We start from the raw sequence: 14,538 nt of genomic DNA, 5'->3' as shown, positions 1-14,538 counted from the left end.
CCCTCACGCACGAGGTCCCCCATGCGATGCGGCATGGGGGACCTCGTGCGTCGCGCCGTCGGTCAGGCCTCCTTCGGCCCGGCCTGCTGCACCACCTCGAAGGACCACAGCGTCGAGCCGCTCGCCGCGGGCTTCGGCCGTTCGCCGCCCTCGCCGCCGCCCTGGTGCGCGCTCTTCATCGGCCCCTCCATCCAGGCCTGGAAGGACGCCTCGTCACGCCACCGGGTGTAAACGAGGTAGGTGTCGGTGCCCTCCACCGGGCGGAGCAGCTCGAACCACTCGAACCCGTCGGAGTTCTCCACGGCGTGCGCGCGGGAGGCGAACCGCTTCTCCAGGGTCTCCCGCTGCTCGGCGGGCACGGTCAGCACGTTGATCTTGACTACGCTCATGGGCCCCATCTTGCCCGATGGCGTATCTGCGCCGATTGAGCCCCCACATCGCCGCAGTGTTTTGAACGCGTTCAAATATGGGCTAGGGTCGCTGTCACACATCGAGGGGGAGGCCTTCGTGAAGTTCGTGATACCCGGCGGCACCGGGCAGGTCGGCACGGTCCTGAAACGCGCGCTGAGCGCGGCGGGACATGACGTCGTGGTGCTCAGCAGGCACCCCGCGGGGCCGGGCGAAGTGCACTGGGACGGTGCGACCCTGGGGCCCTGGGCGGCGGAGGTCGACGGCAGCGATGTCGTGGTCAACCTGGCCGGCCGGAGCGTCAACTGCCGCTACACGCCCGCCAACCTCCGGCAGATGATGGACTCGCGGGTCCACTCCGCCCGGGTCGTGGGCGAGGCCGTCGCCGCAGCCGCCCGCCCGCCCCGGGTCTGGCTGCAGATGAGCACCGCGACCGTCTACGCGCACCGCTTCGACGCGCCCAACGACGAGGCCACCGGCGTGATCGGCGGCACGGAACCCGGCGTCCCCGGCTACTGGGGGTACAGCGTCGACATCGCCAAGGCCTGGGAGCGGGAGCAGGAGATTGCCGACACCCCGCACACCCGGAAGGTGGCCCTGCGCGCCGCCATGGTGATGAGCCCGGACCGCGGCGGCGTCTTCGACGTCCTGCTGCGACTGGCCCGGCTCGGCCTCGGCGGGCCCGTCGGCGGCGGTGCCCAGTACGTGTCCTGGATCCACGACCGGGACTTCACCCGGGCGGTCGAGTTCCTCGTCGCCCGGGACGACATCGAGGGCCCGGTCAATCTCGCCGCGCCGGGCCCCGTGCCGCAGCGCGCCTTCATGCGCGACCTGCGCGCCGCGTGGGGCGTCCCGCTGGGCCTGCCCGCGACGCGCTGGATGGCGGAGATCGGCGCGTTCGTCCTGCGCTCGGACACCGAACTGCTGCTGAAGAGCCGCCGCGTCGTCCCCGGCCGCCTGCTCGAAGCGGGCTTCGTCTTCGAGCGTCCCGAGTGGCCGGAGGCCGCGGGCGACCTCGTACGACGCGTCCGCGGCTATGCGGTGAGGTGACCTCGGGTCAGTGAGGTGACCTCGGGTCAGCCCTGCCCCTTGCCCTGCTCCAGGGCCTTGCCGGTCATGTCGGTGACCTGCCCGGCCGGCGGCTCGTCCGCCTCGACCTCGGTACCGAAGTCGGTGAAGTCCATGACCGTGCGCACCGTGACCTTCTCGGGCGCGGCCGAGGCGTCGGAGGACGACCGCTGCGACCCCGCCGGGGCCTTGACGGTCATGTCGATCTGCTGACGGCGCATCCGGCCCTCGTCGTCCAGCCACATGTCCATCGGCAGGGTCGGGCCGACCTGCTTGCGCAGGGTGTCGCCGTTGGGCAGCTCGGCGACGTCGACGGAGACGCGGTAGTGCGTGGTCTGCACGCCGTTGACCGTGGCCGTGCCCTTCTCGGTCACGTCCTTGTCGGTGATCGCCTTGGCGTATGCCGCGGACTGCGCCGGGTCGCTCATGGACTGGTCGCCGGTGCCCTGCTGTGCGGCGACCTTCCCCAGGTCGATCTTGATCCAGGGCTTGCCGCCCGGTGCCTGCCCCTTGGGCATCTTCTGGTAGAGGACCTGATCGATCACTCGTTGCTCGATCTGCTGCCCTTGCACCGTGAGCGTCATGACGCTGTCGCCGTCGTCCAGGTCCACCGCGCCCTGGCCGTTCGCGGTCTGCGAGGCGCCCTCGGCCGAGGTCTGCACCCGGAGCTTCACCTCGGCGGTGTCCTCCTCGGCCGTCTTGTCGTAGGCCGAGCGCACCGCCTGCGTGCCCTGCTCCCGGGCGCCGGCGCTCGATTTCGCCGAGGTGCCCCGCGCGCCGTCGTCCGAGCCGCCGTCGTCACCGCAGCCGACCAGCACCGTCCCCGCCAGGACTCCGGCGACGCCTAAGGCACAGACCCGCCTGCCATTTCCCGCCCTGCCCATCGAACCAGCTCCTCTCAGGTGCGTATGGTGCGACCCAAGTGCCCAAGCCGGGCATGAACACACCTGTGTGTCCGAGGAGTTGGATATCGGGAGGAATGGGAGCTCGCCGTCAGTGGCGGCCCTTGAGCTTGCCGAGCAGACGCTGGGCCTGGGCCCGCTTGCGGGGGTCGGCCGCGGCCCGGCGTGCCTGCTCCGCGGCCCGCCGCCCCTGCGGGCTCCGGGCGAACTGCTTGATGCGATCCAGCATTCCGGCCATGACGCACCTTCCTTCCGGTAGTGATGTCGCTTGCCTGTAGTGCGACTACCCCTTCGGCGAGGTGCTCAGGCACACCGCCGCCCGGTCGGTGCGCGACCGAATGTGTTTGCCGCCGGAGTCAGAGGCAAGTCGGTGTCCATGACTGAACAGAACAAGCGCACGAATCAGAAGCCGGCCACCGTACGGACCGCGGAGTCCAAGGCCCGCAGCACGGCGGACAAGGCCACCGCGCCGGCGTCCCAGGCGGCGAAGGGCGCCGCGGACAAGGCCGGTGAGGCGGCGTCAGCGGCCAAGTCCGGCGCGGAGCGATCCGCCGAGACGGCGAAGGCGGCCGCGCAGACCGCGGCCAAGGGCGTCGAGGTGGGACGCCAGGCGGTCGTCACGGCCTCCGGCCACGTCGCCGCCACGGCGAAGACGGCGTGGACGGTCATCGCCCACCGCAAGCTCGTGGCCGCGGGCGTCGGAGCGGGCCTGACCGCCCTGAGCGCCGCGTCCTACGCCGTCGGTCGCCGCGCGGAACGCGGCGCGCACGGCCCCCTCACCCGGCTCACCGGCGGGCGGATCTGAAGCACGCCCGGCGCGATGGACGTGCCGGCACGAGGGGAGCAGGCGGCGCGACGCGCCACCGGGTGCACCGGTGGTCCGTAGCGCCGCCTCCTCGTGCTCCGTGCCGCCCCCTCCCTCGTGGTCTGGCGCACATCCGTCCCTCACCGGGGTGCCCCCCTCGCGCGGCACCGCTGTGACGAGGAAGGATGAGACCGCAAGCGAAGGATCAACCCATGCGGAGGAGCGGGCCCATGCAGCACGAGCGAGCGGGACGTCCGGCCGGACCCGAAGATCTCGTCGATGTCGCTCGGCTGGTCACCGCGTACTACGCGCGCCGGCCCGACCTGGACGATCCGGGGCAGCGCGTCACGTTCGGGACCTCCGGACACCGCGGATCGTCACTGGCGAGCGCGTTCAACGACGACCACATCGCCGCGACCAGCCAGGCCATCTGCGAGTACCGCGCAGGCCAGGGCTTCGACGGCCCCCTGTTCCTGGGCGCCGACACCCACGCCCTGTCGGAGCCCGCGCGCGTGACCGCCCTGGAGGTGTTCGCCGCCAACGAGGTGACCGTGCTGATCGACGACGCGGACGGTTACACGCCGACCCCGGCCGTCTCGCACGCCATCCTCACCCACAACCGCGGCCGCACCGCCGGCCTCGCGGACGGCGTCGTCGTCACGCCCTCCCACAACCCGCCCGCCGACGGCGGGTTCAAGTACAACCCGCCCAGCGGAGGCCCCGCCGCCTCCGACGCGACCTCCTGGATCCAGGACCGGGCGAACGAGATCATCCGGGGCGGCCTGAAGGACGTACGGCGCGTCTCCTACGCCCGCGCTCTCGCCGCACCCACCACCGGCCGCTACGACTTCCTCGGCACCTACGTCGCCGACCTGCCCGACGTGCTCGACCTGGACGCGATCCGCTCGGCCGGTATCCGGATCGGCGCCGACCCCCTCGGCGGGGCGTCGGTCGCCTACTGGGGCCGCATCGCCGAACAGCACGGCCTCGACCTCACCGTGGTCAACCCGCACACCGATCCCACCTGGCGGTTCATGACGCTCGACTGGGACGGCAAGATCCGCATGGACTGCTCGTCGCCGTACGCGATGGCCTCGCTCATCGAGCAGCGCGACCGCTTCCAGATCTCCACCGGCAACGACGCCGACGCCGACCGGCACGGCATCGTCACCCCGGACGCGGGCCTGATGAACCCCAACCACTACCTGGCCGTCGCCATCTCCTACCTCTACGCCCACCGCGACCGCTGGCCGGCCACCACCGGCATCGGCAAGACCCTGGTCTCCTCCGCCATGATCGACCGGGTCGCCGCCGACCTGGGCCGCGAGCTGGTCGAGGTGCCCGTGGGCTTCAAGTGGTTCGTGGACGGACTGGCCGGCGGCACCATCGGCTTCGGCGGCGAGGAGTCGGCCGGGGCGTCCTTCCTCCGCCGGGACGGCTCCGTCTGGACCACCGACAAGGACGGCATCCTCCTGGCCCTGCTCGCCTCCGAGATCACGGCGGTCACGGGGAAGACCCCCTCCGAGCACTACGCGGCGCTGACCGCCCGCTTCGGCGAACCGGCGTACGCGCGCATCGACGCGCCCGCCTCCCGCGAGGAGAAGGCCCTGCTCGCCAAGCTCTCCCCGGCCCAGGTCAGCGCCGACACCCTGGCCGGGGACGCGGTCACGGCGGTGCTCACCGAGGCCCCCGGGAACGGCGCGGCCATCGGCGGCATCAAGGTGACCACGGACAACGCCTGGTTCGCGGCCCGCCCCTCGGGCACCGAGGACGTCTACAAGATCTACGCCGAGTCGTTCCTCGGCCCCGACCACCTCGGCCGGGTCCAGGAGGAGGCCAAGTCCGTGGTGCTGACGGCCCTGTCCGGCTGACCCCGGGCACACCACAGCCCGGGCCACCCGCACGTGGCCCGGGCTGTACGCGCTTCAGCTGCGCAGGCTGCGGGCGGGCAGGACGACATGCGCCGCCGAGGCCATCGCGTCCTCGTCGGAGGTGAAGGCGGCGAGCGTCCCGACGTCACCGGGCTCGGCGCCCTCCGGCCACGGCCGCGTGGTGAAGATGAGGTAGGCGTAGCCGAGTTCGTCCACCGTCTCCAGCCAGGTCTCCGGCGGGACGAACTGGGATGTGAGGTGCTGCACGGTGAGGACGGCCGACCCGGGCACGACGAGCAGGCTGACCGGCAGGCTGGGCCGCTGCGCCGCGTGGACGAGACCCTCGCCCAGGGGGAGCCCGGCGCTCAGCAGCAACTGCTCGATGGCCTTCGCAGTGCCCTCCGGACCGTTCGCACCGTCTCCGAGGGAGCAGGCCAGCAGATAGGGGATGTCGTTCCCGTCGGGGGTCGTGCCCCGCCAGGACTGGACGACGAGGGAGCCCAGGTCATCGGTGGGCACGGACTGCGTTTCGGGTGAGATCGAGGTCACCGCGGAACCGTATCGGCGGGCCGGGAGGCACCCGGCCCGCCGTCACCCGACTGGACCAGCCCCCGCCGGGCTCTCCACACGAACGAGGGGCCCGCGCGCCCGACATGCCCGCGATGCAGGACACTGGGTGAAGATCCGACCGGGAAGGACCGACACGTGATCATCTTCGGCACCAAGGGATATCTGTACCAGCTGGCGATACTGACGCTGGTGTGCGGCCAGTGCAAGAACCCCGCCGCCCACACGCTCAGGAAGCGCATCACGAAGTTCACCCTGTTCTTCGTCCCGCTGTTCCCGATCTCGACGAAGTACTTGACGCAGTGCACCTTCTGCGGCGCGGAACAGAAGGTGACCAAGGAGCAGGCGGAGCAACTGCAGACCCAGAGCACGAACGACCCGAGCGGCCAGGCATACGGGCAGCCGCAGCAGCACGACCGGTTCTGATCCCGCATAGAGACCCAGCCGTCTGAAGCCCGCCCATCTACAGGTTCCGCCGCCACTACCACGGACTGGCTGCAAGGCTCGGTCACGGCTTCCGCTCGGAAACCGTGCGGACCACCGGCCCGCGGCACCCCGTCCGCGCGTCTGCCACGGCGCTGATCACATCCGATGTGGCAACCGGAGCATCCCGGGTACTCGGTCTTCGCGGGCCCGGACCTGTGTGGGCCGATGGGCCTCCTGCAGTCGATCAGTGAATACGGAGGCATTCAGATGAGCACCATCAAGGAAACCGTGGAAGTCGACGTCCCCGTCCACACCGCCTACAACCAGTGGACGCAGTTCGAGGAGTTCCCGAACTTCATGGAGGGCGTCGAGGAGGTCAGGCAGCTGGACGACCGCCACAACCACTGGACCACCAAGATCGCCGGGGTACGGCGCGAATTCGACACCGAGATCGTCGACCAGCTGGCCGACGAGCGGGTCACATGGCGCACGACCAGCGGAGACACCCACCAGAGGGGCTCCGTCCGCTTCGAGCGCCTGGACGACACCCACACCAGGGTGGAGCTCGTGCTGGAAGTCGAGCCCAGCGGAGCAGTGGAGAAGGCCGCGGACATGATGGGCACGATCGACCGCCGGGTGAAGGGCGACATGAGGCGCTTCAAGCAGTACATCGAGGAGCGCGGAATCGAATCCGGCGCATGGCGCGGCCGCGTCCAGCCGGGCGGCCCCAGCGGCCCCGGCCCCATCCTCTGACACCAGCCGCGCACTCTCCGAACCCGGCCTCCACGGTGAGGCCGGGTTCTTCTGTGCCCGTATGACCCGCTCCGATCGGTGAGGGCGTGAAGTTTCGGCCAACGCATGACATGCACCTGTCCATATCGGCCTCCTGGTGGCACGCTGCCCCCTGACCGTCCGCAGTGACACCCCTGCCTGACCGGGCGTACCGGCCTTCCCGGCGCCCGGCCCCCACAGCAGAAGGAGACCGCGTGATAGGCCGACCCCGCAGCTCCCGCCCGTCCGGCGGCAGCACCCGTGTCCGCCGCTCCGTCCTCGGCGCGCTCGCCGGCGTCGCCGCGCTCCTGGCGACCGGCGTCACCGCCGCACCGGCGAGCGCCGCACCGGACCCCGGCGTGACGACCCTCTCGGCGCAGGAACGCGCCCTGGCCTTCTGGACCCCGCAGCGGATGCGCGAGGCCACTCCGCTCGACGTCCTGACCGTCGACCGCTCCGACGTACGGGCACCGGCACTGCGCACGGGCAAGGCGACGGTCGTCGCCCCCAGTGCGCCCGCCTCCGCCGTGGGTCCCCTGGCCTTCCCGCACGGCGGCGGACCCTGGTCCGGCGGGGGAGCGGTGGCCAAGACCGCGGGGCGGGTGTTCTTCAGCTATCAGGGCCGCACCGCGTCCTGCTCCGGCAACGCCGTCACCAGCGCCAACAAGAGCACCGTGATCACCGCGGGCCACTGCGTGAAGATGGAGGGCGCCTGGCACACCAACTGGGTCTTCGTACCCGGCTACCACGACGGGCAGCGCCCGTACGGCACCTGGGCCGCGTCCAAGACCCTGTCCACGCCGCAGTGGACGGCCAGCGAGGACATCAACTACGACATCGGCGCGGCCGTGGTCGCCCCGCTGGACGGGCAGAAGCTGACCGACGTCGTCGGCGGGCAGGGCCTTGCCTTCAACACCGGCTACAACAAGGCCATGTACTCCTTCGGCTTCCCGGCCGCGGCGCCGTACGACGGTGAGAAGTTCATCTACTGCAGCGGCACCACCACGCGGGACTTCCTGCTGTCCAGGGACCACGGCCTGACCTGCAACATGACCGGTGGCTCCAGCGGAGGCCCGTGGTTCACCCAGTTCAACGAGGCCACCGGGACCGGCCTGCAGTCCTCGGTGAACAGCTTCAAGTACAACTTCCTCCCGAACGCCATGTACGGCCCGTACTTCGGCGCGGACGCCCAGAACCTGTACCAGAGCGCCCAGTCGTCCTGATCCACCGTCCCGCCGGGAGCCGGGTCCTCCGCCGCGCCGCGGCGGAGGACCCGGCTCCGTGCCGTGGTGCGACGAGTCGACCGGCCATCACGACGGTGCCAAGCCGCCGCCCGCCTCCTCGGCACACTGGACACCGGCCGGCGGTGAGCAGATCCGGTCGGAGCACCCCCCCGGACCGGCGATTTTCGTCCACGTGCGGGCACACACCGTGTGTCCCCCGCGCGGCCGGTCCACACTGGGACCCATGCGCGTGGTGATCATGACGGCGGGATCGCGCGGCGACGTCGCGCCGTACACCGGGCTGGGCGCGGGGCTGGCGCGGAGCGGGCACGAGGTCACGCTCGCCCCCCATGCCCTGTTCGAACCCCTGACCGCCGACTCGGGGGTGCGCTTCCACCCGACCCCGGTCGACCCGCACGCCGTGTCCCACTCCGACCGCGGCCGAGATCTGCACTCCAGCACCACAGGCCTGGGCAAACTGCTGCGCGCGGCGTCGATGGCCCGGTCCGCGGCCGAGGAGATGACCGACGCCCTGGTCCAGGCGGCCCGCGGCGCGGACGTCGTCCTGGCCGCCGGAGCCGTGGCACCCCTGGGACGCGCCATCGCCGACGGACTGAGCCTGCCCAGCCTCGGCCTGTTCCTCCAACCCCAGCATCCGACACGCGAGTTCGGCGCGCCCATGCTCGGCGGCCGCTCGCTCGGCACCGTGGGCAACCACCTGGGCGGACGGGCTGTCATCTCCGCCGTCGACCGGGTCTTCACGCAGGCCACGCACCGGTTGCGCACCCGGCACGGCATGACCCTGCCCGGCCCCTCCGCGAGCCGCCGGGCCCACGAGCGAGCCCATTGGCCCGTGCTGCACGGGTTCAGCGAACGGGTGGTGTCCCGCCCCGAGGACTGGCGCCCCGGGCTGGAGATCGCCGGGTACTGGTGGCCGCACGACACGCGCACGCTGCCCGGTGAACTGGAGGAGTTCCTGGCCACCGGGCCCCCGCCGGTGTTCGTCGGACTGGGCAGCGCGACGGTGCCGGACCCCGGAGACCTCAGCGCCGAGATCGTGCGTGCGCTGCGGACGGCGGGACTGCGCGGCATCATCCAGCAGGGCTGGGCGGGCCTGGCGGCCCACGGCGACGACGACGTGATCACCGTGGGCGACGTGCCGCACGCGCTGCTGTTCCCCCGTACGGCCGCCGTGGTCCATCACGCCGGAGCCGGCACCACCGCCGCCGTTCTGCGCGCGGGCGTTCCCACGATCCCGGTGCCGGTGCAGTTCGACGGCGGTTTCTGGGCGGCGCGGCTGGGCGCCCTGGGGGTGGCCCCGTGCGCCGTCCCCCTGCGACGTCTCACCGCCGGCACACTGGCCTCCGCCCTGCACCGCGCCACGGGTGACCCCCACCACCTCAGCCGCGCCCAGGAGTTGGCCCGTGGCCTGGCCGAAGAGGACGGCGTGGCCCCGGTCCTGGCCGCCCTGGACCGGCTCACGTCCTGACCGGTCCGCCCTCTGGTCACGACCCGGCAGGACGGGGACGTCCGGTGCCGGTGCCCGGCCCGACGCCGGCCCGGTCAGGCCCGGCGAGACGGCTTCCCGCGGGGAAAGCGGTGGTGGAGCCGGATCGCGACGGGCGCCGCGGTGAACACCGAGGACTACGTCCCGACGACGAGGCCGATGAGCAGCACCCGCCCCTGAGCCCCGATCAGGTCCGCAGCCGTGCCCTGGGTTCCGCCCTGATCGCCGTCCTCGGCGTCCATGCCGCAGCAGCCGCCGCCTACGGCACGGCCCACCGCGTCATCCAGCACCACAACCTTGCCGCGTGGGAAACCGCCTGGACCGGAACGGCCCCTCGCTGGACGACCTCCCCTTGGCCTCGGGCTTTCGCCCGGGCGGCGTTGAGGCGGGCGGACAGGTGGGTAGCGTCCGGGAATGGAGCAGATCGAGGTCGTTCCGGAGAAGGTGGCCTGGGTTCTGGTGCGTGACGGGCGGGTGCTGGTGACGCGCAACCGCGGTGTGGAGGTCTTCTACTTCCCGGGCGGGAAGCGGGAGCCGGGTGAGTCCGATGCCGAGACCTTGGAGCGCGAGATCGACGAGGAACTCCGCACCCGGGTCGACACCGCCACGATGGTGCACGTCGGCACCTTCGAGACGCGGAGGGACCACGACGGAGGCACCGAGTTCCGGATGATCTGCTACACCGCCGAGTACACCGGTCCGCTGGTTCCTTCAAGAGAGATCGCGGAGTCGGACTGGTTCGGCTATGGCGATCGTGCGCGGGTCTCGGCCGTGGACCAGATGGTGTTCGACGCGCTGCACACCTCTGGCCAACTGCCCTGACGAGCAGGCTCATGTGGGGGAAGTCTCGTCCGTCCGAAGATCCCCAGGTCAGGATCATTGTCGTCGGCTCCACCCACCCCCGAACGGCTACTCCGACTGGCATGTCGAAGCGGCCAAATCCAGCGTCGTACTAAGATTTCCGGTTTGTAACTGGAGCTGGATCCGGACAACCCCAGGCACACCTGCGGGCCCGCCAGCGCCCCGGAGACATCCGGGATCTAGACGCGAGGACCGGATGGCAGCCATACAGGAGAGCCACGCTCTCGGCCTGCTCGGCGAGGAGCTCGGCGCGGAGATCCACCAGCAGTTCGGGGACACCGCACGCTTCTCGGGAGGCCCGGCGGCCTCGCCGCGCACCCTCGTCGACGTCTTCGACGCGTCCGTGCGGTCGCATCCGGACGAGCCCGCCCTGGACGACGGCACGAGCACTCTCACCTACCGCGCGCTGGCCGTGGAGGTGGAGCGGCTGCGGCGGCGGCTCGGCTCCGCCGGGGTCGGGCTCGGGGACCGGGTGGGGGTCCGGGTCCCGTCCGGCACCAACGCGCTCTACATCGCGATCCTCGCCGTCCTCGCGGCCGGCGCGGCATACGTCCCCGTCGACGCCGAGGACCCCGACGAGCGGGCCGAGTTGGTGTTCGGGGAGGCGGACGTACGCGCCGTCATCGGAGCCGGGCACGAGATCACCGTGCACGGTGCCGGCGAGGCCCCCGCCGCACGCCCCGGCATCGAGCACGACGCCTGGATCATCTTCACGTCCGGCTCCACCGGGAAGCCCAAGGGCGTCGCCGTCTCGCACCGCAGTGCCGCCGCGTTCGTGGACGCCGAGGCCGCGCTGTTCCTCACCGAGGAGCCGATCGGGCCCGGGGACCGCGTGATGGCGGGACTGTCCGTGGCGTTCGACGCCTCCTGCGAGGAGATGTGGCTGGCCTGGCGGTACGGGGCCTGTCTGGTGCCGGTGCCGCGTGCGCAGGTCAGGAGCGGCGCCGATCTCGGGCCCTGGCTGGTCGAGCAGGAGATCACCGTCGTGTCGACGGTGCCCACGCTCGCCGCCCTGTGGGAGCCGGAGACCCTCAACGACGTACGGCTGCTGATCTTCGGCGGTGAGGCATGCCCGCCCGAACTGACCCAGCGGCTGGTGACCGAGGGGCGCGAGGTCTGGAACACGTACGGGCCCACCGAGGCGACCGTCGTCGCCTGCGCCTCGCTGCTGAGCGGTCAGGAGCCGATCCGGATCGGGCTCCCCCTGGACGGCTGGGAGCTGGCCGTCGTCGACGAGGCCGGCGAGCCCGTGCCGATGGGCGACAGCGGGCAGCTCGTGATCGGCGGGGTCGGACTGGCCCGGTATCTCGACGCCGAGAAGGACGCGGAGAAGTACGCGCCCCTGGAGTCCCTGGGGTGGGAGCGGGCGTACCGCAGCGGCGACCTCGTCAAGGCGGAGCCTGAGGGGCTGGTCTTCCTCGGGCGTGCCGACGAGCAGATCAAGCTCGGCGGGCGGCGGATCGAGCTCGGTGAGGTCGATGCCGCGCTCCAGTGCCTGCCCGGGGTCGCCGGAGCCGCGGCCGCCGTGCGGACCGCTCGCAGCGGCAATCAGCTCCTCGTCGGGTACGTCGTCACCCAGGACGGGTGGGACCACGCCGCCGCCGTGGAGAAGCTGCGGGCCGAACTGCCCGCCGCGCTGGTGCCGTTGCTCGCGCCGGTCGAGGAGCTGCCGACCCGCACGTCGGGCAAGGTCGACCGGAACGCGCTGCCCTGGCCGCTGAAGGACCTTGAGACAAGCGGCCCGGCCGAACAGCTCTACGGCACCGAGGCATGGCTCGCCGAGCAGTGGACCGAAGTACTCGGCATCCCGGTCACCAGCGCCCATGACGACTTCTTCGTGATCGGCGGCAGCAGCCTGTCCGCCGCCCAGCTGACGACCCGGCTGCGCACCCGCTACCCGGGCGCTGCCGTCCTGGACGTCTACCAGCAGCCCGTACTGCGCAAGCTGGCCAGGCGGCTGGAGAAGTCGGCGCAGGACGACGAGGCCCGGCGCACCGTCACCCCGGTGCCGCGGCGCGCCCAGATCGTCCAGCTGCTGCTCCTCGTCCCGCTGTTCACCCTCCTCGGCCTGCGCTGGACCGTGGCACTGGCCGCCCTCGGAAATCTGCTGCCCGCCTACGCGTGGCTGCCCACGGCCCCTTGGTGGCTCCTCGCGCTCGGAGCCGTCGCCCTGTTCAGCCCGCCGGGACGGCTCGCCCTGGCCGCCGGTGGCGCGCGACTGCTGCTCCGCGGCGTGAAGCCCGGCCGGTACACACGCGGGGGCGGCGTACATCTGCGGCTGTGGACCGCCGAGCGGCTGGCCGAATTCAGCGGCGCGACGTCGCTGACCGGCTCCTGGCTGGAGCGGTACGCGCGGGCGCTGGGTGCCAGGGTCGGCCCGGACGCCGATCTGCACTCGCTGCCCCCGGTCACCGGCATGCTCAAGCTGGGGCGGGGCGCGGCCGTGGAGTCCGAGGTGGACCTGTCCGGCTACTGGCTGGACGGCGACCGGCTGGAGATCGGCACGGTCAAGGTGGGCGCACACGCCGTCGTCGGCACCCGCAGCGTGCTCTTCCCCGGAGCCCGGGTGGGCAAGCGGGCCGAGGTGGCGCCCGGTTCCGCGGTCACGGGGCAGATTCCCACCGGTCAGCGGTGGGCGGGTGCGCCCGCGGTCAAGCTGGGCAAGGCCAAGCGCAACTGGCCCAAGGAGCGACCGCGGCGCGGGACGTACTGGAGCGTGATGTACGGCCTCACCGGCCTCGCGCTGACCTCGCTCCCGGTACTGGCGGGACTGGCCGCGCTCCTCGTGGCCCGGATCTTCGTCACGCCGGGCTCGGTCCTCACGGGCGCCGCCCTGGCCGTCGTACCGGCAACGCTCACCTACGGACTGACGTACGCGGTACTGCTCCTCGTCGCCGTACGGCTTCTGAGCCTCGGCCTGCGGGAGGGGACGCACCCCACGCACAGCAGGGTCGGGTGGCAGGCGTGGACGGTCACGCAATTGATGGACCGGTCGCGGGAGACGCTGTTCCCTCTGTACGCGGGACTGGTCACGCCCGTGTGGCTGCGGCTGCTCGGGATGCGGATCGGGCGCGGCGCCGAGGTGTCGACGGTACTGGCACTGCCCAGTCTGACGACGGTCGGCGAGGGCGCGTTCCTGGCCGACGACACACTGACCGCGCCGTACGAGCTCGGCGGTGGCTGGATGCGCATCGGGCGGGCCGAGATCGGGCGGCGGGCCTTCCTCGGGAACTCGGGGATGACGGCGCCGGGGCGGAGCGTGCCGGACGGCGGGCTGGTCGGCGTGCTGTCGGCGACGCCGAAGAAGGCCAAGAAGCATACGTCCTATCTGGGGCTGCCGCCGGTCAAGCTGCCGCGCGCCGCCGCCGACGGCGACCAGAGCCGCACGTACGAACCGCCGGCCCGGCTGCTGTGGGCGCGCGGTCTGGTGGAGCTGTGCCGGATCGTGCCGGTCTTCTGCTCGGCGAGCCTGGCGGTGCTGACGATCGCCGCGCTGTGCGCGCTGGGGGCCTGGGCGCCGCTGCTGTCGGGGCTGGTGCTGCTCGCGGCGGGAGGGGGCGCGGCCCTCGTCTCGATCGTCGCCAAGTGGGCGCTCGTGGGACGGCACCGCAGCGGGGAGCATCCGCTGTGGTCCTCCTTCGTGTGGCGCAACGAGCTGGCGGACACCTTCGTCGAGGTGCTCGCCGTGCCGTGGCTGGCGGGCGCGGTGCCGGGCACGCCGGTGATGACGGCGTGGCTGCGGGGGCTGGGCGCACGGATCGGCAGGGGCGTGTGGGTGGAGAGCTACTGGCTGCCCGAGACCGATCTGGTGACGCTCCAGGACGCGGCCACCGTGAACCGGGGCTGCGTCCTTCAGACGCACCTCTTCCACGACCGGATCTTGCGGACGGATACTGTGGTCCTCCGTGAGGGCGCGACGCTGGGCCCTGGCGGGATCGTCCTGCCCGGCAGCACGATCGGGGCCCGCACGACGCTGGGTCCCGCGTCGCTCGTCATGGCCGCGGAGTCCGTCCCCGACGACACCCGATGGCTCGGCAACCCGATCGAGGCATGGCGCCAGTGAGCGCTACCCACTCGGAACCGGAGGGCGACGGACCGGCAGGCAGTGGCAGCAGCGCAGCGCAGGGAG

General features: G+C 71.9%; 14 protein-coding genes. 9 read left to right on the top strand and 5 right to left on the bottom strand.

Features of this window, described 5'->3' with window-relative positions:
• Nucleotides 1–62: 62 nt before the first annotated feature.
• Nucleotides 63–389 (bottom strand): antibiotic biosynthesis monooxygenase, encoded by a 327-nt coding sequence (locus AB0G20_RS28830; RefSeq protein ID WP_030853536.1) that lies wholly within the window; start codon nt 387–389, stop codon nt 63–65.
• 118 nt (nt 390–507) lie between these two features.
• Here AB0G20_RS28830 and AB0G20_RS28825 point away from each other — a divergent pair, with 118 nt between their 5' ends.
• Nucleotides 508–1,458, top strand: a complete 951-nt coding sequence (locus AB0G20_RS28825) for a DUF1731 domain-containing protein (protein ID WP_361307293.1) — start codon at nt 508–510, stop codon at nt 1,456–1,458.
• Nucleotides 1,459–1,484: 26 nt separating this feature from the next.
• On the opposite strand, the gene AB0G20_RS28820 is transcribed toward AB0G20_RS28825, so the two are convergent.
• Together AB0G20_RS28820 and AB0G20_RS28815 are read right to left on the bottom strand one after the other, a co-directional pair.
• On the bottom strand, nt 1,485–2,360 hold the full coding sequence (locus tag AB0G20_RS28820) for a hypothetical protein (protein ID WP_361307291.1): 876 nt from the start codon (nt 2,358–2,360) through the stop codon (nt 1,485–1,487).
• A 109-nt stretch (nt 2,361–2,469) separates the two neighbouring features.
• Nucleotides 2,470–2,616, bottom strand: coding sequence for a hypothetical protein (locus tag AB0G20_RS28815; protein ID WP_361307289.1), 147 nt, complete (start codon nt 2,614–2,616; stop codon nt 2,470–2,472).
• A gap of 138 nt (nt 2,617–2,754) precedes the next feature.
• On the opposite strand from AB0G20_RS28815, the gene AB0G20_RS28810 reads away from it, so the two are divergent.
• Nucleotides 2,755–3,183 (top strand): hypothetical protein, encoded by a 429-nt coding sequence (locus AB0G20_RS28810; protein WP_361307287.1) that lies wholly within the window; start codon nt 2,755–2,757, stop codon nt 3,181–3,183.
• 230 nt (nt 3,184–3,413) lie between these two features.
• Nucleotides 3,414–5,054, top strand: a complete 1,641-nt coding sequence (gene pgm, locus AB0G20_RS28805; protein ID WP_361307285.1) for a phosphoglucomutase (alpha-D-glucose-1,6-bisphosphate-dependent) — start codon at nt 3,414–3,416, stop codon at nt 5,052–5,054.
• Nucleotides 5,055–5,108: 54 nt separating this feature from the next.
• On the opposite strand, the gene AB0G20_RS28800 is transcribed toward pgm, so the two are convergent.
• Nucleotides 5,109–5,603 carry a DUF5949 family protein gene (locus AB0G20_RS28800; RefSeq protein ID WP_361307283.1) on the bottom strand — a complete coding sequence of 165 codons (495 nt, stop codon included), beginning with the start codon at nt 5,601–5,603 and terminating at the stop codon, nt 5,109–5,111.
• A gap of 156 nt (nt 5,604–5,759) precedes the next feature.
• Between AB0G20_RS28800 and AB0G20_RS28795 the strand changes: the two genes are divergently transcribed.
• The 4 genes from AB0G20_RS28795 (at nt 5,760) to AB0G20_RS28780 (ending at nt 9,530) form a co-directional block, all read left to right on the top strand.
• Nucleotides 5,760–6,047: a zinc-ribbon domain-containing protein gene (locus AB0G20_RS28795; RefSeq protein ID WP_361307281.1), complete on the top strand. Its 288-nt coding sequence runs from the start codon at nt 5,760–5,762 to the stop codon at nt 6,045–6,047.
• A gap of 267 nt (nt 6,048–6,314) precedes the next feature.
• On the top strand, nt 6,315–6,800 hold the full coding sequence (locus tag AB0G20_RS28790; protein ID WP_266466608.1) for an SRPBCC family protein: 486 nt from the start codon (nt 6,315–6,317) through the stop codon (nt 6,798–6,800).
• Between the two features lie 233 nt (nt 6,801–7,033).
• Entirely contained in the window at nt 7,034–8,041 is a 1,008-nt protein-coding gene (locus tag AB0G20_RS28785; protein ID WP_361307279.1) for a peptidase, read from the top strand.
• Between the two features lie 244 nt (nt 8,042–8,285).
• Nucleotides 8,286–9,530, top strand: coding sequence for a glycosyltransferase (locus AB0G20_RS28780; protein WP_361307277.1), 1,245 nt, complete (start codon nt 8,286–8,288; stop codon nt 9,528–9,530).
• Nucleotides 9,531–9,685: 155 nt separating this feature from the next.
• Here the strand turns inward: AB0G20_RS28780 and AB0G20_RS28775 are convergent, their stop codons facing one another.
• On the bottom strand, nt 9,686–9,823 hold the full coding sequence (locus tag AB0G20_RS28775; protein ID WP_361307275.1) for a hypothetical protein: 138 nt from the start codon (nt 9,821–9,823) through the stop codon (nt 9,686–9,688).
• Nucleotides 9,824–9,962: 139 nt separating this feature from the next.
• On the opposite strand from AB0G20_RS28775, the gene AB0G20_RS28770 reads away from it, so the two are divergent.
• Both AB0G20_RS28770 and AB0G20_RS28765 read left to right on the top strand, forming a co-directional pair.
• Nucleotides 9,963–10,370 carry an NUDIX domain-containing protein gene (locus AB0G20_RS28770; protein ID WP_361307273.1) on the top strand — a complete coding sequence of 136 codons (408 nt, stop codon included), beginning with the start codon at nt 9,963–9,965 and terminating at the stop codon, nt 10,368–10,370.
• Nucleotides 10,371–10,605: 235 nt separating this feature from the next.
• Nucleotides 10,606–14,472, top strand: a complete 3,867-nt coding sequence (locus AB0G20_RS28765; protein ID WP_361307271.1) for a Pls/PosA family non-ribosomal peptide synthetase — start codon at nt 10,606–10,608, stop codon at nt 14,470–14,472.
• Nucleotides 14,473–14,538: the final 66 nt, after the last annotated feature.

Origin of the sequence: Streptomyces sp. NPDC024017 (assembly GCF_040638895.1) — a bacterium.
In the GTDB taxonomy this organism is placed as follows: domain Bacteria; phylum Actinomycetota; class Actinomycetes; order Streptomycetales; family Streptomycetaceae; genus Streptomyces.
Note: the sequence above shows the minus strand (reverse complement) of the source record. Positions and strands in the feature narration are given on the sequence as shown.

Bases quoted from the DNA above. Each gene is read 5' to 3' on its own strand.
- AB0G20_RS28830 (WP_030853536.1), bottom strand. From the start codon at position 389: ATGAGCGTAGTCAAGATCAACGTGCTGACCGTGCCCGCCGAGCAGCGG.
- AB0G20_RS28820 (WP_361307291.1), bottom strand. From the start codon at position 2,360: ATGGGCAGGGCGGGAAATGGCAGGCGGGTCTGTGCCTTAGGCGTCGCC.
- AB0G20_RS28815 (WP_361307289.1), bottom strand. From the start codon at position 2,616: ATGGCCGGAATGCTGGATCGCATCAAGCAGTTCGCCCGGAGCCCGCAG.
- AB0G20_RS28810 (WP_361307287.1), top strand. From the start codon at position 2,755: ATGACTGAACAGAACAAGCGCACGAATCAGAAGCCGGCCACCGTACGG.
- pgm (WP_361307285.1), top strand. From the start codon at position 3,414: ATGCAGCACGAGCGAGCGGGACGTCCGGCCGGACCCGAAGATCTCGTC.
- AB0G20_RS28790 (WP_266466608.1), top strand. From the start codon at position 6,315: ATGAGCACCATCAAGGAAACCGTGGAAGTCGACGTCCCCGTCCACACC.
- AB0G20_RS28780 (WP_361307277.1), top strand. From the start codon at position 8,286: ATGCGCGTGGTGATCATGACGGCGGGATCGCGCGGCGACGTCGCGCCG.
- AB0G20_RS28770 (WP_361307273.1), top strand. From the start codon at position 9,963: ATGGAGCAGATCGAGGTCGTTCCGGAGAAGGTGGCCTGGGTTCTGGTG.
- AB0G20_RS28765 (WP_361307271.1), top strand. From the start codon at position 10,606: ATGGCAGCCATACAGGAGAGCCACGCTCTCGGCCTGCTCGGCGAGGAG.